The following is a 19,608-nucleotide window of genomic DNA, read 5'->3' as shown; positions in this document are numbered from 1 at the left end:
ATTCTCCTTGCGCGGATTCAGTTGCGTCGGCGGGCGATCGGTGTCAACTCGTGTGTCCCGTAGCTGTTGTCCTCGGGGTTGAGTGTCAGCCCCGGTGCGACCAGTTCGTCAATTCGGTCGAGGACGTCCGTGGACAGGGAGATATCGGCGGCGGGCAGATACGACTCCAGCTGTTGCATGGTGCGAGGCCCGACGATTGCGGCGGTGACGCCCGGATGGTTGATGACAAACGCGATCGCAAGATCGATCAACGTCATGCCGGACTGTTCGGCGAGCACTGCAAGGTCTTCCACGATGTCGAGTTTGCGCTGATTCGCGGGGATTGACATGTCGAATCGCGCACTGGGTCGAGCACTCGACGTCGGTGACGATGCGGAGTCCTTGCGCCACCGACCCGACAGCCATCCGCCCGCCAGTGGGCTGTAGGTGAGCGTGCCCATCCCGTGTCGCTGCACGGCCGGCAGTACGTCCTCCTCTATACCGCGAACCAGGATCGAGTACGGGGGCTGTTCGGTCACGAACCGCACGAGGCGATTGTCCTTCGCCGCCCATTGGGCCTCCACGATCTGGGAGCCGGAGAACGACGAAGACCCGATGTAACGCACCTTGCCGTGCTGTACCAGATCGGTGAGCGCGCCGAGCGTCTCGTCGATGTCGGTATCGGGGCTGGGACGATGCACCTGGTAGAGGTCGATGTGATCGGTGTCGAGGCGGCGCAGCGAATCCTCGACCGCGCGCATGATCCAGCGGCGCGAGCCACCGCGGTGATTGGGGTCGTCGCCCATCGGCATGAAGAACTTCGTCGCGAGGAACACGTCGTCGCGTCGGTCGCCGAGTGCTTTTCCGACGATCTCCTCGGACCGACCGGCGGAATAGACATCGGCAGTGTCGACGAAGTTGATTCCCGCATCTAGTGCCGCGTGGATGATGCGGACCGAGTCTTGTTCGTCGTCATTTCCCCACGGTCCGAACATCATCGCACCCAGGCACAGTGGGCTGACCTGAACTCCGGTGCGGCCGAGTGGGCGGTACTGCATGTGCGTGGTCCTTTCGATCACGGGCGGACAGCGACCTTCAAGGCCTCGCGGGTATCCATCGCGGTGTAGGCCTTGGGTGTCTCGGTCAACGACATCGTCCGGTCGAATACCTTGCCCGGCACCACGGTACCGTCGAGCACCGCGGGCAGTAGCTGTTCGATGTAGGCCCGCACCGGCGCGGGACCGCCGGTGAGGGTCACGTTGGGGCCGAAGAGGCTGCCGAAGCCGACGGGCGCCTCGTCGTATTGCGGAACGCCGACGCGGCTGATGACGCCGCCGGGCCGGACCGCGCCGATCGCCTGGTCGTAGGCTGGTCGATGTCCGACCGCTTCCAGGACGATCTGGCTGCCCATGCCGCCGGTGAGGGCCCGGATCTGCTCGATGCCCTCGTCGCCGCGCTCGGCGACCACGTCGGTGGCGCCGAACTCCCGGCCCAGATCGGTCCGGGCCCGGTGTCGGCCCATCAAGATGATCTGTTCGGCGCCGAGTTGGCGAGCCGACAACACTGCCAGCAGGCCGACGGCGCCGTCACCGATCACGGTGACCGTGCTTCCGGCAGTCACCCCGCCGCGCACGGCCGCATGCCAGCCGGTGCCGTACACATCCGAGAGGGTGAGCAGCGACGCCAACAGTGCGTCGTCGGCGTTCGCGTCCACGGGAGCTTTCACCAGCGTGCCGTCGGCGAGGGGCACCCGAACGGCCTCGGCCTGGGCGCCGGCGGTGCCGAGCTGGGGGTCGCTCCAGAAACCGCCGCGCACGCACGAAGTCTGTAGACCGGCACGGCAGTATTCGCACGTCCCACACGAGACGGCGAACGGGGAGATGACGAAGTCGCCGACACGCAGCGTGGTGACGTCGGACCCGACGGCCTCGATCACCCCGATGAACTCATGGCCCATGGGCGAGCCGTCGGGGGTGGTGGGCATCGAGTGATACGGGTGCAGATCGCTGCCACACACGCAGGCACGGGTCACCCGGACCAGCGCATCGGTCGGTTGCTCGATGATCGGGTCGGGGACATCGATGACGCGGACGTCGCCGGCGGCGTACATGTAGGTGGCTTTCATGAAAACCATCAGACCGCGTGTGCGCGGGTGTGGGGAGTCACGGTTGTTCCGGGTATTGCCAGTACCTCCCTGGTACATGGCATCGTGCTTACCCTGGGGCCCATGGATAGCACCGACCTGCGCACCCAGATCCGCGAGTTCCTCGGCTCGCGGCGCGCACGGATCACCCCTGATCAGGCGGGGTTGCCGGCGTATGGCGGCAATCGCCGGGTCAAGGGGTTGCGTCGCGAGGAGGTGGCCCTGCTCGCCGGCGTGTCCGTCGACTACTACGTCCGGATGGAGCGCGGCAATCTGACCGGCGCATCGGAGAGTGTGCTTGCCGCGCTGGCCGGTGCGCTGCAACTCGACGAAGCCGAACAGGATCACCTGTTCGCCCTGGCGCGCCAGTCGCAGGCGGGCGCGCCAGGGCGTCGGACCCGCCCGCCGGCCACCACGGTGCGTCCGGTCATCCAGCAGGTCCTCGACGCCATCTCCGACGCACCCGCCTGGGTGCGTAACGGCCGTCACGACATCGTTGCAATGAATCAGCTTGCGCGGGCGTTGTATTCGCCGGTTCTCGCCCATACTCGGCGGCCTGCCAACACGACCAGATTCATCTACCTGCATCCCGATGAGGCCCAGGAGTTCTTTGTCGACTACGACCAGGTCGCCCGAGATGCGGCTGCCATGCTGCGCCTCGAGGCCGGTCGAAACCCGAATGACAAGGCGTTGATCCAGCTGGTCGGGCAATTGTCCACGCGTAGTGAGCTGTTTCGTCAGCGCTGGGCATCGCAGGATGTGCGATTCCACCGCAGTGGGCGCAAACGGCTCCGGCACCCGGCCGTCGGGCAACTCGACCTCGACTTCGAGGGGATGGAATTGCCCTCCGAGCCCGGGCTGCATCTCAACATCTACACCGCGGCGGCCGGCACGCCGACCGCCGATGGTCTCAAGCTTCTCGCATCCTGGGCGGCGAGTCAGGAGGCGATCGATACCGAGGACCACGCGACCGGATGAGGTCAGGCATCTCCCTGGAGTTGTTGCGCCATTCCCATCACGTCCATGATGATGCGACTCTCGCACATCTTGCCGTCATGGAATCGATCGAATGTCCAGGCTTCGACCGTCACCGAACGGCCCGTTGCTCCGATGCCGAGGAAATCTTCGCGGTGGGTGCCGGTCCACGTCGACCAGGCGGCCACGCGGTCCCCCTCGGCCACCATCTCGTGGACCGTCCACGTCAGGTCGGGGAAAGCGCGGAACATCTGAGCCAGGAAGTCACGCAACCCGTCGCGTCCTGGACCCTGCCCGGGCGGCGGGTTCTGCTCGACGAAGTCGTCTGCGACGATGTCGCCGATCGACCCCAGATCCTGCCCGTTGATGATCTGGTTGATGAACCGCCGATCGGCGGCCTTGTTGTCTTCGGCCAGAGTGGTTGCGGTGCTGGGTGCTTCGGTTGCGGGTGACATGATCGAACTCCTGGAGGTGGGTAGGTTCTCAGAGCGGAAGTTTGTTGGCGAGTACGCCGTCGCCGTCGGCGCGGCCGGAGAGGATGCGCGCATACTCGATCGCGTCGACACTGATGGTCGCTGCACCGCTGCGGCCCTCGAAACGTCCTCCGGCGGGACCCTGGAGATCGAGGCTGAACGGCTGCTCGTGGAGTTGTGACCACTCGGCGAGAATGTCCTCCACGATCCGCCCATCGTGGTCGGCGGTGGGCTGCAGCGCAACACCGGTCGCGCGCGAGAGGTCGACGCGATGCATCCACGTGTCGCGGGTGAAGCCGATGCCGAACAGGTAGCCCAAAGGTTTCCAGCCGAGGTCGACTCCGAGGGGGGTGCCGATCGGCAACACCGGAAGTGCGCGCACCGGCGCGGGCATCCGAGTCCGGGCGCGCAATGCTGCGGCGGAGTGCTGTTCCCACAGCGCCGGCAGGTCATCGGTTCGCCACTGGGTCCGGGCTCGCAACCGTGCCTCGTTGAGCCCGTCGACCCAGTGGTCGCCACCAATCTCTGCGGTGAGCGGCCGTCCCGACCGAACCTGCCAGAGGAACTCCACCGGGTTGGCCTGTGCCTGGGCTGAGGCGATCAGGTGGACCACGACGTCGCGCACCGTCCAGCCGGTGCAGTCGGTGGGCCTCCCCCAGTCGTCGGGGTCGATGAGTTGGAGCAGATCGAGCAGGCGCGCATTCTCGGCGGCGGTGAGTCGCATCGCCTCGGTATGCTGGATTCGCTTGATTTCCGTTGCGGGCCGAACGCTTTCGGAAGTGTTCATGGTGTCACTCTCTCTCGGGGGAAGTGGTCGACGACGAGACCGACCATCGTCTCCACATGTCGGGTCCAGCGGGTACCGCCGGGATCGTTGGCGATCTGCTGCGCGCCGATGCCGGCGATGACGGCGGTGTACGCGTCGAGTTGGGCAGGGTCCGTGGCGCCGGCCGCGACGAGCAGGCTCTGGGTACGCCGCACCAGAAGCTCGGCCCGCCGATACGAGGCCTCCGACGGCTCGAATCCGGGAATGGTGCGCTGGAACAGAAGTTGTTGGCGCGGAGGATTTTCGACGACGTAGTCGACGATCGTCTGGGACAGGCGTAGGAGTTGCTCACGTGCCGACCCGGTGGCGGGCAGAGAGTCGATCCGCGCGAGCAGGTGCTCGTAGGCTTCGGCGAACATCACATCGAACAGGTCAAGCTTCGATGACACATAGCTGTACAGCGAGGGCTGCCGCATTCCGACGCGCCTGGCGACCTCGTGCAGGGTGACCGCGCCCAGACCGCTCTCGTTCGCTACTTCCCACGCGGCGTCCACGATCTGCTGACGTCGGGTTGCGCGCTTGTCCTGGGTGGCGGGGGGCATTCGAACGCTCCTATCGCTGATAGCTATAAAACAATCATTGATAGGTGCGTCCGGAATGTCAAGGTCTGGTTTTCGGGTGCCTCGGATGACGGCGAGTTGACGACGCAGGCACTCACTCTGGGAGGCCGAGCTCGCCGAACAGGGGTCGGCCGGCTGCGAGACGCTCGCTCAGCGCCGTCCCAGTTTGGAGAGCGGCCGCCCCGCCAGGAACCGGATCGAGCGCGTGAGAATCGGGTTGCCCTTGGCGGTTTCGGGGTCGACGAGATCGTTCTCGGCCAGGGGACTGTCTTCATCGGCGACGGTGGAGGCGTCGAAACGCATGAGGGTTTTGCCTTTTCCGCGCAGAGCCTCGATGGTCGCAACCAGTGAACCCCGGTCGTCGAGGTCGTTGCGCGCCCGTTCGACGGGCACGTCGAGGTGTTCGGCCAGCAGCCGGTCGCGGACCTCGAGGATGGCGCGGCGATGCTGGTCGGCGAGCGGATCGTCGGCGGTGACCTCGACCGCCAGGTCGCATTCGCTGTCGAGGCCCAGGGAACGGTTGTTGAGATTCGACGAACCGACCCGCAGCAGCATGTCGTCGACCACGAGCACCTTGGCGTGTACGTAGATGTCCGCGCCGGCCGCGGTCACCGGGTGATAGGCGCGAAAGCGGTCGTGTGCGTCGGCCTGCCAGAGCTGATGCAGCAGTCGTCGGCGGGCGCCGTCCATGGCTTTCTGCTCCAACCAGCCCTCCGCGTTGCGAGGCAGCACCACCACGATCTCGGGGCCGTCGGGGTCGCGCAGCCGCTCGGCCATCGCGTCGGCCAGGGTGCGTGAGGCCAGGTACTGACTCTCGATGTACAGGGTGTGTCGCGCGGCGCGGATGGCGGTCAGATACAGCTGCTCGATCTCCCGGACCTCCTCGCGGTCGGGTAGTTCCGGCAGGGTACGGGCGACGCCCACGTCGATCGACCGCATGGTCGGAGTGAGGTCGGTGGGCCATGGATCGGCGTCGATGCCGGTGACCTCGGGCAGTTCCTGGCCCGTCGCGGCCCGCCAGCGGTCCCGGGCCACCGCACCGACGATGCGTGCGGCCTGCCCGTCGACGGCCGTCGTTGCATCGTGCCACGGTCCGTACCGTTTGTGGTTCGGGGTGGTGCGACGCTCGTCGTCGTCGCGGTGTTCGGGGCTGTCCCACCGGTCAACGGTCATGTCGATACCGCCGCAGAACGCGAGTCGGTCGTCGATGACCGCGATCTTCTGGTGGTGGGCGGCATGCAGCGGGTGGTGGGTGTCGATCTCGAGATGAACGTTGGGTTTGGTGAGCAGATTGGTGATGAACACCGGCGCCATCCCGCGGCTGATCGCGGTGAGCGCCCCGACGCTCCATTTCAGGAGATACACCTCAAGACCGGGTCGATGGCCAGGCAACCAGTTCAGGAAGGCGCCGAGTTCGTTGGGGCCCTCGAGGGTGGCGCCTTCCGGCTCGAGCAGGATGCGGGTGTCGAAATCCCAGCCGATCAGCATGATCCGGCGTTGCGCGCCCAGCATGGCGGCTTTGGCCAGGCGGAAGTACTCGCCGGCGTCGATGATGCAGGCGAGCCGATCGGCGTGGCCGATGTCGTGGCAGTTGTGGCCCGGCCGCAGCAGCGGATGCTCGGTGTCGGTCATGTCCAGCCTTCCCTGGGCCACCGGCGCGCGGGCTGTTGCGCGTGGTGTCACCCGATCGCCGACGGTACCCGGACGCTGCGGGTGCCCGGCAGTCGCCGCCGACGAGCAGGGTCTGCCCAGTCGCCCCTGTTTCCCGACATCACCTTGCGTCCGAAGCAAGGTGATGTCGGCGAATCGGGGTGATGTCGTCGAACCGTGGGTCATTCGACAAGGACCTGGCCTGCGATGACCGTGCATCTCACCCGCTGCGCGGCGGGCGCGGCCAGCGCGTCGGCCAATGGCCGGTCCAGCAGCACCAGGTCGGCGTCCGCGCCGACCTGGACCCGCCGGGGCGGGCCGCCGGGGTCGTCGAGCGGGGCGAGGTAGCCGTCGAGTGCGTCGGCGGCAGTGACGCGTTCACCGGCGCCGACGATCTCGCCGGTCGGTGCGCGCCGCTGCACGGCTGCAGCGATCACCACCCACGGATCAAGCGGACCGTAGGGGGCATCGCTCGACATTGCGGTGTGGACGCCACCGGCGAGCAGACTGCGACAGCGGTACAGATCCGGCAGATCCCCGGCATCCACCCGGCGCAGATAGTCGTCGCCGCGGTCGGCGACGAACCCAGGCTGGGTCACCACCCGCAGGCCCCGCGCGGCCAGATCGGCGATGGCGTCGGCGCCGATGATCGAGCCGTGCTCGATCCGATCCCCGGCGAGCACACCGACATCGTCGAAGACGGCCAGCAACAGTGCCAGCGCCACCCGGCTCACACAGTGCACCGCGACCGGCCGACGGCGCGCATGTGCGCGGCGAATGGTGTCGGCGAGGTCCTCGAGGTCGGGGAGCGCGCTGTCGGCGATGACGATCTTGTACGGCCCGACGGTGATGGTGTCATCGAAGCTCGGCGTGTCGTCGATGCCGACACCGAGAAGCTGAAGTCGTTGCGGCACAGCGCCGATGCGATGGGCCGTCACGAGTGCGTCCAGCGTGGCCGAGCTGAGATCGGGAGTCGCATCGGTGACACCGGTGATGCCGGATCGCGTGAGTTGCTGCCCGACCGCGCGCAAGTCGGGGGGTGGGGAGTGGGGGAGATGTGCCCGCAACCAGTCGTCGGCGCGCCACAGGCGTCCGGTCGGAATACCGTTGGCGTCACGTTCGATTCCCGGATGGGTGCCGCGATCGAGCCCCACGAGTTCGGACGCTGGGCTGTTGAGAATCCACAGTGCGCCACTGCGGTGCTGAATGCGAACCGGACGGTCGGGTACGAGGAGATCGACGGAGGCTCTGTCGAGCAACCCGCCCACGGTCTCGGTGTAGCCGACACCCCGAATCCAGTCGCCCTGCGCAGCAACCAAGGCCGATTCCAGCGCGTCGAGATCGGTGACGTCCGGCGGGCCGCACCGAACCGAGTCGGCGGCCGCCGCCATCGCATGCAGATGCAGATGGTGATCGTGCAGACCCGGCAGGAGTGCACCACCGCGGCCGTCGATGATGGTGGCGCCCGCGGCGGTCCCGGGCGCGGTGATGTCGGCGACGATGCCACCGCGCATCACCACATCGCGTCGACCCTCCGGCAATTCGACGTCGCGGAACACCGTGTCACTCATCGTCGTATCCCGAGATCGTGCAGCACCGCATCGGTGTCCGCGCCCGTGGGCGGCGCTTGGCCGACGGGCTCGCGGCGGCGCGGCCTGGCGATCGGCACCGGACCGTCGGCGGTGTCGACGAACCAGGACCCACTCGCGCCGCATACACCCGCGTCGTGGTGGCCGGTGAGCGTCGCCGCGACCACCCCACTCATCGAGATGTCGTGCAGCGCATCATCGTCACCTGAACTCATCGCCAGTGCTGCGGCGGTCAGCCCGGTCAACGGGTCGGCGATGGCGTCGCCGACGAAGACCGGTCCGCGCTCGTCGTGGGCGATGAGCCCGGCCGAGGCCGCCACGTCGTCGCCGAACCCGATCCGATTCGACGCCCGACCGCACGCGGTGATCGACAGCCATGTCGTGCCGGAACGAACGAATTCCTCTGCGTCCAGACCGAATCCGCGCAGCGCGCGTGGTCGTGACGCCTCGATGACGATGTCGGCCGCCGACGCCAGGCGATACAACGCGGCGCGGTCGTCGTCGACGTCGGGATCGAGCACCACCGACCGGTGCCCCCCGTGCAGCAGCCGATAGAAGTCGGCGTTGCCGCGGCGGGCGCCGTCGGGCCGCGTCGGCGTCTCCACTTTGATCACCGAAGCGCCGGCGAGTCCAAGGAGGTGCGCACACAGCGGCCCGGCCCACAGCGCACTGAAGTCGACGACGAGCAGGCCGGCGACTGATCGGGGTCGACGGCCGGTGACATCGACGACCGGGGCGTCGCGGACGCCGACGCTGCCCGCCGCCACCCCCAACAGTTCGGCCCGTTCGTCGAGTTCGGTACCCGGATGGTCGCGTAGCCACTGGCCGACGGCCCGCCACGGGTCGTTGCCGAGGTCGTCCGATCCGATCAGCGCTCCGTACAGCGCGGGGTCGTCGGGACGGGCGATCGACACCGCCGCCCATCCGTCGGCGGTGGGTAGCAGTCGGCAGGCGCCGCCCGCCGACGACGCGCCCGACCGTCGGTGCCCGGTGAATGCGGCCCGCTCGGCCAACAGCTGCGCCCCGTCGAGCCGGACGGCACCCGCCGTGGCGGTGGCGATCAGATCGGTGAGCTCGCTCGCCCGCGTCGCCGCGACCCCCGGCGGAATCACCGGCGGGCCGTCGGGGTGGCCGGTCAGCCACGCCACACCGCTGCGCGCCCAATCGCGAACCGGATCTCGAGGCGTGGCGGTCGACACCGGGGCGATGCTACCTCCCGGTGCGATCACGTCGGCCCCATCAGGACAGGATGGAGAGATGACACCGCAGGTAACGACCATGACTGTGGACGAACTCGCCGATGGGGCCGACGCAGTGGGCGCGCTGAACGCACAGGGAGAGACCGTGCGGCCGGTTGTCGTCATCGATCTCGACGACGCCGATCAGTCGACTGTTGCACGTGCCGCCGACGTGGCCAGCCGGGCCGACCGCATTCTCGTCGGCCGCGCCTCAGGTGCACCGGATACCGCGCTCGAACCGTTGACGGCGGCCCTGGACCTCACCTACGGCGACGCCTCGGGTGGCCGCGAGATCATCACCGTCGACGACGTCGAGGAGGCGATCACCGCATTCGTCGCGGCCGCCGAGGCCACCCCGCAGGCGGCATCGGTGGCGGCGCAGGTGGTCCGGGCCTCGGAATCGATGTCGATACCCGCCGCGCTCGACGTGGAGTCGCTGGGCTATTCGGCCCTGCAGGGTGGCGTCGAGTTCGGTCGCTGGCTCGAGGAACGTCGCGCGCTCGGACGGCCGTTGCCGCCGCCACCGGCCGGCGACCCGGTGCTGGTGGACCGCCGCGCCGACGACCTGCACATCACGCTCAACCGGCCGGAGCGGCGCAACGCCTACGGGGTGGCGTTGCGCGATGCGTTTGTCGACGCGTTGCGGATGCCGTTGCTGGACAACACCATCGATCGCGTCGTCGTGGACGGCGCCGGCCCGTGTTTCTGTGCGGGCGGCGACCTCGACGAGTTCGGTCACACGCCCGACGCCACCACCGCACATTTCGTGCGCACCCGCGGCGGCGCGGGACGATTGGTCGCCCGGCTAGCCGACCGCATCGAAGTACGGCTGCACGGCCAATGCGTCGGCGCCGGTATCGAAATCCCGGCGTTCGCCCATCGCATCGTCGCCGCGCCGGACACGATGATCCGGCTGCCAGAGGTGTCGATGGGACTTCTCCCCGGCGCCGGCGGCACCGTCAGCGTCCCACGGCGGATCGGCCGATGGCGCGCGTTGCATCTGTTCGTCACCGGATCGCCGATATCGGCCGATGCGGCGCGGGAGTGGGGTCTGGTCGACGAGCTCCGCTGAGTCCGGCCACCAGACCCGGGACCTCAGGCCGGCATCGCGTGCCCCGGCCCGGCCTCGATCCGGCCGGCCGCCACCACGTCTATCGCGTCCCGCACCGCCGGATCCAGCGTGGTGTCGGTACTCAGCGCTTCGCGCAACCGCGTGAAATAGGCGACCTCGGTGAGCCCGAATCGCACCAAAATGTCGTCGGGGTCGCCGCCACCGTAGCGGTACCAGCTCTCGGCGTAGGCGACCAGTTCTGTCGCATCGTTCATGCCACCATGGTGGCGCACCTTTGTGAACTGCAGATTGCGAGTCGTTCCAGTGGATGACGAGACCTCGACTGCCTATCACCGTTCGCCGGCCGATGATGCCGGGCCGACGCGGGTCGTCTCCGACCACGCAGGTCGCCTCGGATCGCGCGGGTCGTCGACAACCCGCGGCGTCCCGCCGGAACCGCGCCGTCCCAGACGGCCCGCGCAACTCGTTGTGGCAGCCGGGACCAAATCGGGGGTGAGGTTTGTTGTGCAGGGTGACGCCGCAGCCAGCGGCGCGAAGGAGGAAACGTGAGCAACGAGTACCGCAAGACCGACGAGGCCGTTCGCGGTCTCACCGACGCGCAATACCGCGTCACCCAGCGCGACGGCACCGAGCCGGCCTTCCACAACGAGTACTGGGACAACCACGAGCCCGGCATCTACGTCGACGTCGTGTCGGGGCAGCCGCTGTTCTCGTCGACCGACAAGTACGACTCGGGTACGGGATGGCCCAGTTTCACCAAGCCGATCGACGAGGACGCGGTGACCACGAAGTCGGATCGCACGTTGTGGATGCGACGCACCGAGGTTCGTTCCGCGGGCGCCGACAGCCACCTCGGGCACGTCTTCGGCGATGGCCCACGCGAGGCCGGCGGGCAACGTTACTGCATGAACTCGGCGGCGCTGCGCTTCGTTGCGGTCGCCGACCTGGAAGCCGAAGGTTACGGCGACTACCGGAAGCTGTTCGACATCACCGACGATCAGACCGACACCACCACGGAAAGGGACGCCTCATGACCACCGATACCGGCCAGATCACCCGCCGCCCCGGCACCGAGACCGCCGTGCTTGCCGGCGGATGCTTTTGGGGGATGGAAGACCTCATCCGCCGACAGCCCGGCGTGCTCGACACCCGGGTCGGGTACACGGGCGGGTCCAATGATCACGCCACCTACCGCAATCATCCCGGTCACGCGGAGGCGGTCGAGATCGTCTTCGATCCGACGCAGACGTCGTTCCGCGACATCTTGGCGTTCTTCTTCCAGATCCATGACCCGAGCACCAAGGATCGGCAAGGCAACGACGTGGGTTCGAGCTACCGGTCGGCGATCTTCCCACTGACCGCGGAGCAGGAGACGGTCGCGCGCGACACGATCGCCGACGTCGACGCATCGGGGCTGTGGCCGGGCGCGGCGGTCACCACCATCGAGCCCGCCGGTCCGTTCTGGGAGGCCGAGCCGGAGCATCAGGACTACCTCCTGCGCTATCCGAACGGCTACACCTGCCACTTCCCGCGCGCCGGGTGGGTGTTGCCCAAGCGTGCGGACGCCGGCACCACCTAGTTCCAGCGACACGGCGCCCACCGCTGAGCCGGCGGTGGGCGCTGTCGTTTCGCGGCGAGCCGATGATCCACGCTGCGAGAATGGGCACATGATCCGGATCGCCACCGTCGGTACCAGCACCATCACCCGGAACTTCCTGGACGCGGCCGCATCGGTCGACGAGGTGGCGGTCACCACCGTGTACTCCCGCGACCCGCGACGTGCCGCGAAGTTCGCCGCCGACACCGGGGTGACCCATTGGACCGACGACCTCGACGGTCTACTCGCCGACGCGGAGATCGACGCGGTGTATCTCGCCTCGCCGAACGGTGCGCACGCCGAGCAGGCGAGACGGGTCGTCGACGCCGGTAAGCACGTGCTGGTGGAAAAGCCGGCCGTGCCCACGGTGGCGGAATTCGACACGCTGCTGGAGGCGGCCGCAGCCCGAAAGGTGGTGGTGCTGGAGGCGATGCGCAACGTACACGACCCCGCGCTTCGCCACGTCGCCGCTCTGATGGCAACGGTGGGTCCTGTGCGGCGGGCGTCGTTGTCGTACTGTCAGCGCTCGGCCCGCTACGACAAGGTGCTCGCCGGTGAACACGTCAACATCTTCGACCCGGCGCTCGCGGGCGGGGCATTGCTGGACTTGGGCGTGTACACGATCGCCGCCATGGTCGAGTTCTTCGGCGAACCGAATCGGGTGACGGGGTCATCGGTGCCGATCGCCAGTGGCGTCGACGGCGCGGGCGCCGTGCTGGCCGCTTACGACGACTTCGTCGTCGACCTGTCGTATTCGAAGATCACCGCGTCGGATCGGCCCGACGAGATTCAGGGCGAGCACGGCACACTGACCTTCGACCACGTGGCCCAACCGACCGTCGCGCAGATCCGGATGCACGACGGCACCGTCACCGACCACACCTTCGGCGGGCCGTCGAACAACATGGTCCACGAGATCCGTCGATTCGCCGACCTGGTGGACGGCGATGCCGATCCGGCGAGCGATCAGCGGCGCACGCGGGCGACGCTGCGGGTCGTGGAAGAAATTCAGCGTCACCAGATCTGACGGTCTGTGCTTGACCCTGCTCGCCTCATCGGCCGACGGCGAGGTTTCGGTGGCCGTCTGGGGTGTCGACGACAGTGCCGCCACCGGCGCTGAGCCGGTGGCGGCACTGCGGGCCCTTGGTGGGCCAGGAGTTGGTGGACAGTGTCGATCAGGACACGCCCACCACATCCTTGGCGATGTCGGCGAGCCGGTCTTCTGCGGCCGACACGACGCGCTGTCGTTGCTTGTGTGCCTCCTCGTAGGCGAGGACGACTCGGATATCAGACGGCTCGGTCAATTCCTTGACCGCCGAGACCGCTTGGCCGACATTGAGGTCGGAATAGTCATTGATGGGCAGCTCGGTTGATTCGACGATGCCGGTGGCCTCCCGTACCTGGTGGATACCGGGGGCGACGTCGGACGCACCGTTGGCGCGTGCGCTGCCCTCGACGGCTTCGAGCGCTGCATCGCGACCGGCGGCCACACTACGAGCGGTCGCCTCACCGATGTTCATCACGGTGTCACCGGCGTGGTCGGCGGTGTCGGCGACTGCGCTGACGCGCTGCCCCAACCGGTCGCGTACTTCAGCGGCAACAGATGGGGATTTGCGGAGCGCAGCGGCTACTCGATCGATACCGTGCGCGGTCAGCGAGGCCGGCAGTGTGATGGCGCGGGTGGCCAGGCCGCTTGCCCACTGGGTAGGCGTACGACGCAGCGCCGCCGGGCCACCGAGCGCTTCTTCCGCGAGGACCGTGGTGATCCACTCAACTGTCTCGGTGTGTGCCTGGACCAATCGATCGGCCATGGTGGCGAGCTCGGAGTCCTGGTTCCCGGTGGCCAGCGCCTTGAGATACTTGGCGCGACCCACCAGCTGCTGTTCCAGGGCCAGGTCACTCAGCAGCGCCTCGTCGAGGGGCTGCGCTTGATCAACGACACTCTTCACCAGCGCGTTGGCCCGACCGATCGCAGGGCGAATCATGTCGGCGAAGCCGCCACGCTCACGAAGAGCGGTCTCGATGTCGTGCGCGCGGGAACGACCCTTACGGGCGTTTCCTGCGAGTTCGTCGCGGACGGCGTCGGTTCGTGCCTGCGCCTGGCGTATCTCGGCGATCTGGATCTCGGCGTTGGTCAGCGTCAGAATCGTCCGCAACTGCTGCGCAATCGCGGCGCTGGTCGGTCGGGTCTGCGTGGAAACCATGATGTGGAATCGCTCCCTTCGTCATGTGTTGGGTGCGTACATCTCCAGCGTGGCCAGGCTGCGGTGTTCCGAAACCTTCAGTGGGCAAAATGCGGGCCGATCCTGGCGTCAGAACCGCGGCCGACCTGCCGAACCGGCCGTGGGATTACCTATGTCACATCGGTCGCCGACTCCCGAGCCGCCGACAGCGAGAGCCGCCATCCGATCAGATGGCGGCTCTCGAGTGGTGGACGGCCCCGGACAGTGCGCCTCTCGGCACGTGGCCGCTCGCAGCGGCGAAAAGGGGTGGGGCCCGGGGGCAGAGATTCCGGGGCCGTCGCAGTCATCAACGGCGGTCCGTCGGAATCTATTCCGCCAGAGGTCACCGATCAGTTCAGCACGAGCTCTTTGAGTTCCTCCGGGCTGGTCCGACCGAGCTGGGCCGTCGGCACATCCTTGGTCTCGCGGGCGGTGAGTGCAGCACCGGCCGCGATCAGGCACACCACCGCGGTGAAGATGCTGATGACCACCCAGCCGCCTTCCCGGACGCCGCCGAGCGCGGTCACGATCGACGGCGCGAACCCGGCCATCAGGAAGCCGAGCTGGGTGCCGATCGCCATGCCGGAGAACCGAACCGGGGTCGAGAACATCTCGCCGTAGAACGACGGCCACACCGCGTTGGCGGCCGCGTATCCGAAGGAGAAGGTGGCCACCGCGAGTGCGAAGGTGATCAGGTGATTGTCCTGGCTCATCGACAACATATAGAAGGGCATCAGGACCGCCGACGACGCCGCGCCGTAGATGAACACCGGCTTGCGACCGATGTGGTCAGCGAGTTTGCCGAACACGGGCTGGGTGAGCAGGGCGACGACGTTGGCCACCACGACAAGCCACAGGGTGATGTCGGAGTCGAGGCCCACCTCGTCGCCGTAGGCCAAAGCCAGGTTCGCGAACACCGTCGACACGGCCGCGATGAACGCGCACAGGATGACCCGAACCACGGCGCGCCACTCGTAACGCATCAGCGGGATCAGCGGCATCTTGGCGATGGTGCCCGCTTCCTTGGCCTCGGTGAACTGCGGCGTCTCATGCAGCTGACGGCGGATGAAGTAGGCGACCACCACCACGACGGCCGACAGCCAGAACGGTACCCGCCAGCCCCAGCTGTACTTGGCGTCGTCGGGTAGGGCCATGAACGGGATCATGATCAGCGAGGCGAGGATCAGGCCGCCCTGAGTGCCGGTGAGGGTCCACGAGGTGAAGAACGCCCGCTGGTTGTCGGGGGAGTGCTCCAAGGTCAGCGAGCTGGCCCCGGCCTGCTCTCCGGCAGCCGAAAGGCCTTGCATCAGACGGCAGATCACCAGCAGGCCGGGGGCGAGCCAACCGATGGTGTCGAAGGTCGGCAGGCAGCCGATGATGAAGGTCGACACGCCCATCATCACCAACGTGAACATCAGGACACGTTGTCGGCCGATACGGTCGCCGAAATGCCCGAGGATCACCGCACCGACCGGTCGCGCGATGTAGGCGAAGCCGAATGTCGCGAACGACATCACCAACGACGCCTGGCTGTCCGACGGGAAGAACACGTGCGGGAAGATCAGCGCCGCGGCCGTCCCGAAAAGGAAGAAGTCGTAGTACTCCACGGCGCTGCCCATGAAGCTGGCCAGCGCGGCACGTTTCGGTGTTCGCTGCGGCGCGGCGTGCGGTTGAGACGTTGCGGTCATCGGGACTCCTTGATCTGATTCTGCTCGGCGCGCAGGGTCATCGGGGCTGGTTCGTGGCCAGCCGGCGGAAATGTTGGGACATGCGATCGGCGTCGGGGGTGAGTCCGGTGATCAGCGCGAAGGCGTCGACGGCCTGGTGCACGGCCATGTGACCGCCGTCGAGGGTGCGGCAGCCGGCCGCTCGGGCCGCAGCCAGCAGCGCGGTGTCGAGTGGGCGGTAGACGATGTCGGCCACCCACAGGTCGGAATGCAGCAGCGCCGGGTCGAAGGCGACGCCGGGATGTGCGGCCATCCCGGTCGGGGTCGCGTGCACCACGCCGTCGCTGTGCGGCAGCAGGATCGAGAGTTTGTCGAACGACGACGCGTCGACCTGCGCCAGCGGGTGGCGGCCGACGAGTTCACGCGCCACCGCGGAGGCGCGGTCCACGTCGAGATCCACCACGGTGAGGTGGGTGCACCCCAGCCGGAGCAGGGCGTCGGCGACAGCGGTTCCGGCGCCGCCCGCGCCCACCAGCACGACATGGTCGAGACGCGCGTCGGGGAGGCCCTCGGTGAAACCGTGGGCGAAGCCGGTGGTGTCGGTGTTGTGGCCGACGGCGCCCGCCTCGGTGAACAGCACGGTGTTGACCGCGCCGAGGTCGGCCGCGACGGGATCGATCGCATCGAGGTGCTCGATGACGAGTTGCTTGCAGGGGTGGGTGACATTGACCGCGTCGAAGCCCAGCATCCGTGCCCACGTGAGTACCTCGCCCACCCGCTCCGGGGCCAGCGACAGTCGGGCCAGGTCGATCGTGCGGTACACGTAGTCGAGGCCGTGGGCGCGCCCCTCGGCCATGTGCATGGCGGGGGTCAGCGATGGTCCGACGCCGGTGCCGATCAGGCCGACGAGATGGCTGGACGTGGGGTTGCTCATGCGGGCTCTCCGTAATGTACGAACTAGTACGTTCGCAAAGTAGAGCATTGTGGTGCGCGTCGCGTCAAGGGCAAGGATGTGACGGGGCTCTCCACAAGCGCTCTGTGAAGCCGATCCGGTGAGCGGATGAACCCGATGACCTGGGGTTACGGCTGGCTGGTCAGCCAGCCCACCACCACGTCACCGATCATCCGGCGCAGATGGGCGCGTTGAGAGGTCTCCGTGAGGTCGACGTCGAACAGGAAGCCGAAGGTGTACTGATTGGCTACCTGGAACACGCAGTACGAACTGATCACCAGGTGGACGTCCAGGGCGCTGGCGTCGTCGCGGAAGACGCCGCTCGCGCGTCCGTCGTGCAGGATCTCGTCGAGCAGCGACGTGGCCGGTGCGGAGAGCTGGGGTAGATCGGCGAGCTGCCGGATGAACTCGCCGCGATGAATGTTCTCGATCGACACGAGGCGGATGAAATCGTCGTTGGCGATGTGATGGTCGAAGGTGACCTCGGCCAGCCGGCGGATGGCCTCGACTGGATTGCGGTGGTTGACCTGCAGTTTCTGCTCGGCCTCGCGGATGCCGCGGTATGCCCGCTCGAGGACGGCGAGGTAGAGCTGCTCCTTGCCGCCGAAGTAGTAATAGATCATCCGCTTGGTGGTGCGGGTGCGTTCGGCGATCTCGTCGACGCGGGCGCCGGAGTAGCCGGACTCGGCGAACACCTCGGTGGCCACCGTCAACAGTTCCGCGCGGGTGCGTTCGGCATCGCGCTGCAGTTCGGCTTTTGGCTTGGCGGCCACGTCGGCCGACTCTACTGGGTGAGCCTCCGGGGCGCGGCAACCCTTGCGGCGTTAATTAACCGATTGGTACATTGCAGTGATGAAGACCTCCATCGCCACCGTCTCGTTGTCGGGCTCACTCGTGGAGAAACTGCACGCCTGCGCGGCTGCCGGATTCGACGGAGTGGAGGTCTTCGAACCCGATCTGATCGCCTGCGAACACTCTCCGGAGGAGATCCGCGCGCTGGCCGCCCGCCTCGGTCTCACCCTGGATCTCTACCAACCGCTACGCGACTTGGAGGGCGTCGCCGACGATGTGTTCGCCGATAATCTGCGCCGCGCGGCCGCCACCTTCGCCACCGCAGGTCGGCTCGGCATCGACACCGTCCTGGTGTGCAGCAACGTCGCCACCGCGACAATCGATGACGACGCGGTCAGCGCCGCGCAACTGCGGCAGATCGGTGACGTGGCCGCCGATCACGGCGTCCGGATCGCCTTCGAGGCGCTCGCGTGGGGTCGTTTCGTCGACGACTACCGTCGCGCCTGGCGCATCGTCGAACTCGCCGACCACCCTGCAGTGGGGGTGTGCCTGGACAGCTTCCACGTGCTCTCGCGTGGGCACGATCCGGCGGACATCGAGCAGATTCCCGGCGCCAAGATCTTCTACCTGCAACTCGCCGATGCCCCCGCCCTTCAGATGGATGTCTTGTCGTGGAGTCGTCATCACCGGCTGTTCCCGGGTGAGGGGGCATTCGACCTGGCCGGTTTCGTGCGCCATGTCCTCGCGGCCGGCTACGTGGGCCCGCTGTCGCTGGAGGTGTTCAACGACACCTTTCGGCAGACCGACCCGGGCCGCACCGCCGTGCACGCGCTGCGATCGCTGCTGTGGCTGCAGGACGCGCTGCACCTCGCGCCGGTTGCGGATGCCAAACCGCCCAACGGGTTCGATTTCGTGGAGATCAAAGCCGAAGACACCAGTGAGGTGGAGGTGTTGCTGGGGCAGCTCGGATTCATCCCCGGTGGCCGGCATCGCAGCAAGCCCGTGACGCTGTGGCAGGCCGGCTCGGCGCGAGTGGTGCTCAACGAGCAGCAGGCTCGCGACGAGGTGCCACACGTTGCCGCCATCGGCCTGCAGGTCCCCGACGCCGACGCGACGTCGCGCCGGGCGGCCGACCTGATGGCGCCGGCCGCATATCGCCGCACCTATGCCTCCGAGCAGCCGTTCGGCTCGGCCGTCGCGCCCGACGGCACCGAACTCTTCTGGGTTACCCAGCCGCCCACCGGGACAGCCGACTGGGTGAGCGAGTTCCGCGACGGAGTACCCGCCGCCGGCGGCCCGGTCCACGCCGTCGACCATGTGAACCTGACGCAACCGTGGCAGACCACTGAGGACGCGGTGCTGTTCTTCACCAGCGTGTTCGGGCTGAGCGCCGACGACCCGACCGAGGTGCCCGGCCCCACCGGGTTGGTCCGCAGCCAGGTCTTGCGCACCGCCGACGGAGCGGTACGTATCCCGCTCAACGTCGCACCGCTCGCGGTCGCAGACGGGTCGTTGGCCCAACACATCGCATTCGCCTGCGACGACATCGTCGCGCTGGCGCGCACCGCACGCGATGCCGGACTGGAATTCCTGAGCGTGCCCGACAACTACTACGACTACGTCGCCGGACGCTTCGGGGTCGACGACGACACCGTCGCCGCGCTACGGGAACTCGACCTGCTCTACGACCGCAGTCCCGGCTCGCAGGGGCACTTCATCCACTTCTACACCCGCACGGTGGGTTCGGTCTTCTTCGAATTCGTGCAGCGGTTCGACCACTACGACGGGTACGGGGTGGACAACGCGCCGGTCCGACTCGCGGCGCAACGCGGCCGGACCCGCAGCTGACCCGCGTCGGCGTCACCGGTCAGTC

19 protein-coding genes are annotated in these 19,608 nt (G+C 67.6%); 6 read left to right on the top strand and 13 right to left on the bottom strand.

Annotated features, from left to right (window positions below; genetic code table 11):
- Positions 1 to 17: 17 nt before the first annotated feature.
- Together L1892_RS14755 and L1892_RS14750 are read right to left on the bottom strand one after the other, a co-directional pair.
- Positions 18 to 1,037: an aldo/keto reductase gene (locus L1892_RS14755; RefSeq protein ID WP_235724361.1), complete on the bottom strand. Its 1,020-nt coding sequence runs from the start codon at positions 1,035 to 1,037 to the stop codon at positions 18 to 20.
- A gap of 17 nt (positions 1,038 to 1,054) precedes the next feature.
- Entirely contained in the window at positions 1,055 to 2,104 is a 1,050-nt protein-coding gene (locus tag L1892_RS14750; protein WP_235724360.1) for an alcohol dehydrogenase catalytic domain-containing protein, read from the bottom strand.
- A gap of 102 nt (positions 2,105 to 2,206) precedes the next feature.
- On the opposite strand from L1892_RS14750, the gene L1892_RS14745 reads away from it, so the two are divergent.
- Positions 2,207 to 3,100, top strand: a complete 894-nt coding sequence (locus L1892_RS14745; protein ID WP_235724359.1) for an MmyB family transcriptional regulator — start codon at positions 2,207 to 2,209, stop codon at positions 3,098 to 3,100.
- Positions 3,101 to 3,102: 2 nt separating this feature from the next.
- Here L1892_RS14745 and L1892_RS14740 read toward each other — a convergent pair whose 3' ends face one another.
- From L1892_RS14740 to L1892_RS14715, 6 genes are all read right to left on the bottom strand, one after another.
- Positions 3,103 to 3,552 carry an ester cyclase gene (locus L1892_RS14740; protein WP_235724358.1) on the bottom strand — a complete coding sequence of 150 codons (450 nt, stop codon included), beginning with the start codon at positions 3,550 to 3,552 and terminating at the stop codon, positions 3,103 to 3,105.
- A gap of 28 nt (positions 3,553 to 3,580) precedes the next feature.
- A complete protein-coding gene (locus L1892_RS14735; protein WP_235724357.1) occupies positions 3,581 to 4,357 on the bottom strand; it encodes a maleylpyruvate isomerase family mycothiol-dependent enzyme in 777 nt (258 codons plus the stop codon).
- Positions 4,354 to 4,938, bottom strand: a complete 585-nt coding sequence (locus tag L1892_RS14730) for a TetR/AcrR family transcriptional regulator (RefSeq protein WP_235724356.1) — start codon at positions 4,936 to 4,938, stop codon at positions 4,354 to 4,356. Before L1892_RS14730 ends, L1892_RS14735 begins: the two co-directional genes overlap by 4 nt.
- Before the next feature lie 168 nt (positions 4,939 to 5,106).
- A complete protein-coding gene (locus tag L1892_RS14725) occupies positions 5,107 to 6,588 on the bottom strand; it encodes a phospholipase D-like domain-containing protein (RefSeq protein ID WP_235724355.1) in 1,482 nt (493 codons plus the stop codon).
- 200 nt (positions 6,589 to 6,788) lie between these two features.
- Positions 6,789 to 8,177, bottom strand: a complete 1,389-nt coding sequence (locus tag L1892_RS14720) for an amidohydrolase family protein (protein WP_235724354.1) — start codon at positions 8,175 to 8,177, stop codon at positions 6,789 to 6,791.
- Entirely contained in the window at positions 8,174 to 9,394 is a 1,221-nt protein-coding gene (locus tag L1892_RS14715; protein ID WP_235724353.1) for a CoA transferase, read from the bottom strand. The genes L1892_RS14720 and L1892_RS14715 overlap by 4 nt, the downstream gene beginning before the upstream one ends.
- Positions 9,395 to 9,452: 58 nt before the next feature.
- Between L1892_RS14715 and L1892_RS14710 the strand changes: the two genes are divergently transcribed.
- On the top strand, positions 9,453 to 10,505 hold the full coding sequence (locus tag L1892_RS14710; RefSeq protein ID WP_372475093.1) for an enoyl-CoA hydratase/isomerase family protein: 1,053 nt from the start codon (positions 9,453 to 9,455) through the stop codon (positions 10,503 to 10,505).
- A gap of 23 nt (positions 10,506 to 10,528) precedes the next feature.
- Here the strand turns inward: L1892_RS14710 and L1892_RS14705 are convergent, their stop codons facing one another.
- A complete protein-coding gene (locus L1892_RS14705; RefSeq protein ID WP_235724351.1) occupies positions 10,529 to 10,759 on the bottom strand; it encodes a hypothetical protein in 231 nt (76 codons plus the stop codon).
- A 291-nt stretch (positions 10,760 to 11,050) separates the two neighbouring features.
- Here L1892_RS14705 and msrB point away from each other — a divergent pair, with 291 nt between their 5' ends.
- The 3 genes from msrB to L1892_RS14690 all read left to right on the top strand — a co-directional run bounded on the left by msrB (position 11,051) and on the right by L1892_RS14690 (position 13,129).
- The gene (gene msrB / locus L1892_RS14700; protein WP_235724350.1) at positions 11,051 to 11,539 is read left to right on the top strand and encodes a peptide-methionine (R)-S-oxide reductase MsrB; all 489 of its coding nucleotides are present in this window, start codon (positions 11,051 to 11,053) and stop codon (positions 11,537 to 11,539) included.
- The gene (gene msrA / locus L1892_RS14695; protein ID WP_235724349.1) at positions 11,536 to 12,084 is read left to right on the top strand and encodes a peptide-methionine (S)-S-oxide reductase MsrA; all 549 of its coding nucleotides are present in this window, start codon (positions 11,536 to 11,538) and stop codon (positions 12,082 to 12,084) included. Before msrB ends, msrA begins: the two co-directional genes overlap by 4 nt.
- 88 nt (positions 12,085 to 12,172) lie before the next feature.
- The gene (locus tag L1892_RS14690; RefSeq protein ID WP_235724348.1) at positions 12,173 to 13,129 is read left to right on the top strand and encodes a Gfo/Idh/MocA family protein; all 957 of its coding nucleotides are present in this window, start codon (positions 12,173 to 12,175) and stop codon (positions 13,127 to 13,129) included.
- Between the two features lie 148 nt (positions 13,130 to 13,277).
- Here L1892_RS14690 and L1892_RS14685 read toward each other — a convergent pair whose 3' ends face one another.
- From L1892_RS14685 to L1892_RS14670, 4 genes are all read right to left on the bottom strand, one after another.
- On the bottom strand, positions 13,278 to 14,306 hold the full coding sequence (locus tag L1892_RS14685) for a ferritin-like domain-containing protein (protein ID WP_235724347.1): 1,029 nt from the start codon (positions 14,304 to 14,306) through the stop codon (positions 13,278 to 13,280).
- A gap of 368 nt (positions 14,307 to 14,674) precedes the next feature.
- Entirely contained in the window at positions 14,675 to 16,012 is a 1,338-nt protein-coding gene (locus L1892_RS14680) for an MFS transporter (RefSeq protein WP_235724346.1), read from the bottom strand.
- Between the two features lie 37 nt (positions 16,013 to 16,049).
- Positions 16,050 to 16,925: a shikimate dehydrogenase gene (locus L1892_RS14675; protein WP_235724345.1), complete on the bottom strand. Its 876-nt coding sequence runs from the start codon at positions 16,923 to 16,925 to the stop codon at positions 16,050 to 16,052.
- A 146-nt stretch (positions 16,926 to 17,071) separates the two neighbouring features.
- Entirely contained in the window at positions 17,072 to 17,716 is a 645-nt protein-coding gene (locus tag L1892_RS14670; protein WP_235724344.1) for a TetR/AcrR family transcriptional regulator, read from the bottom strand.
- A 79-nt stretch (positions 17,717 to 17,795) separates the two neighbouring features.
- Between L1892_RS14670 and L1892_RS14665 the strand changes: the two genes are divergently transcribed.
- Positions 17,796 to 19,583 carry a bifunctional sugar phosphate isomerase/epimerase/4-hydroxyphenylpyruvate dioxygenase family protein gene (locus tag L1892_RS14665; protein WP_235724343.1) on the top strand — a complete coding sequence of 596 codons (1,788 nt, stop codon included), beginning with the start codon at positions 17,796 to 17,798 and terminating at the stop codon, positions 19,581 to 19,583.
- Positions 19,584 to 19,608: the final 25 nt, after the last annotated feature.

This window comes from Gordonia tangerina, assembly GCF_021556435.1.
GTDB lineage: Bacteria > Actinomycetota > Actinomycetes > Mycobacteriales > Mycobacteriaceae > Gordonia > Gordonia tangerina.
Note: the sequence above shows the minus strand (reverse complement) of the source record. Positions and strands in the feature narration are given on the sequence as shown.

What these genes read in the sequence shown, in the direction of transcription:
- L1892_RS14755 (WP_235724361.1), bottom strand. Translation starts at nt 1,037, where the DNA reads ATGCAGTACCGCCCACTCGGCCGCACCGGAGTTCAGGTCAGCCCACTG.
- L1892_RS14750 (WP_235724360.1), bottom strand. Translation starts at nt 2,104, where the DNA reads ATGAAAGCCACCTACATGTACGCCGCCGGCGACGTCCGCGTCATCGAT.
- L1892_RS14745 (WP_235724359.1), top strand. Translation starts at nt 2,207, where the DNA reads ATGGATAGCACCGACCTGCGCACCCAGATCCGCGAGTTCCTCGGCTCG.
- L1892_RS14740 (WP_235724358.1), bottom strand. Translation starts at nt 3,552, where the DNA reads ATGTCACCCGCAACCGAAGCACCCAGCACCGCAACCACTCTGGCCGAA.
- L1892_RS14735 (WP_235724357.1), bottom strand. Translation starts at nt 4,357, where the DNA reads ATGAACACTTCCGAAAGCGTTCGGCCCGCAACGGAAATCAAGCGAATC.
- L1892_RS14730 (WP_235724356.1), bottom strand. Translation starts at nt 4,938, where the DNA reads ATGCCCCCCGCCACCCAGGACAAGCGCGCAACCCGACGTCAGCAGATC.
- L1892_RS14725 (WP_235724355.1), bottom strand. Translation starts at nt 6,588, where the DNA reads ATGACCGACACCGAGCATCCGCTGCTGCGGCCGGGCCACAACTGCCAC.
- L1892_RS14720 (WP_235724354.1), bottom strand. Translation starts at nt 8,177, where the DNA reads ATGAGTGACACGGTGTTCCGCGACGTCGAATTGCCGGAGGGTCGACGC.
- L1892_RS14710 (WP_372475093.1), top strand. Translation starts at nt 9,453, where the DNA reads ATGACACCGCAGGTAACGACCATGACTGTGGACGAACTCGCCGATGGG.
- L1892_RS14705 (WP_235724351.1), bottom strand. Translation starts at nt 10,759, where the DNA reads ATGAACGATGCGACAGAACTGGTCGCCTACGCCGAGAGCTGGTACCGC.
- msrA (WP_235724349.1), top strand. Translation starts at nt 11,536, where the DNA reads ATGACCACCGATACCGGCCAGATCACCCGCCGCCCCGGCACCGAGACC.
- L1892_RS14690 (WP_235724348.1), top strand. Translation starts at nt 12,173, where the DNA reads ATGATCCGGATCGCCACCGTCGGTACCAGCACCATCACCCGGAACTTC.
- L1892_RS14685 (WP_235724347.1), bottom strand. Translation starts at nt 14,306, where the DNA reads ATGGTTTCCACGCAGACCCGACCGACCAGCGCCGCGATTGCGCAGCAG.
- L1892_RS14680 (WP_235724346.1), bottom strand. Translation starts at nt 16,012, where the DNA reads ATGACCGCAACGTCTCAACCGCACGCCGCGCCGCAGCGAACACCGAAA.
- L1892_RS14675 (WP_235724345.1), bottom strand. Translation starts at nt 16,925, where the DNA reads ATGAGCAACCCCACGTCCAGCCATCTCGTCGGCCTGATCGGCACCGGC.
- L1892_RS14665 (WP_235724343.1), top strand. Translation starts at nt 17,796, where the DNA reads ATGAAGACCTCCATCGCCACCGTCTCGTTGTCGGGCTCACTCGTGGAG.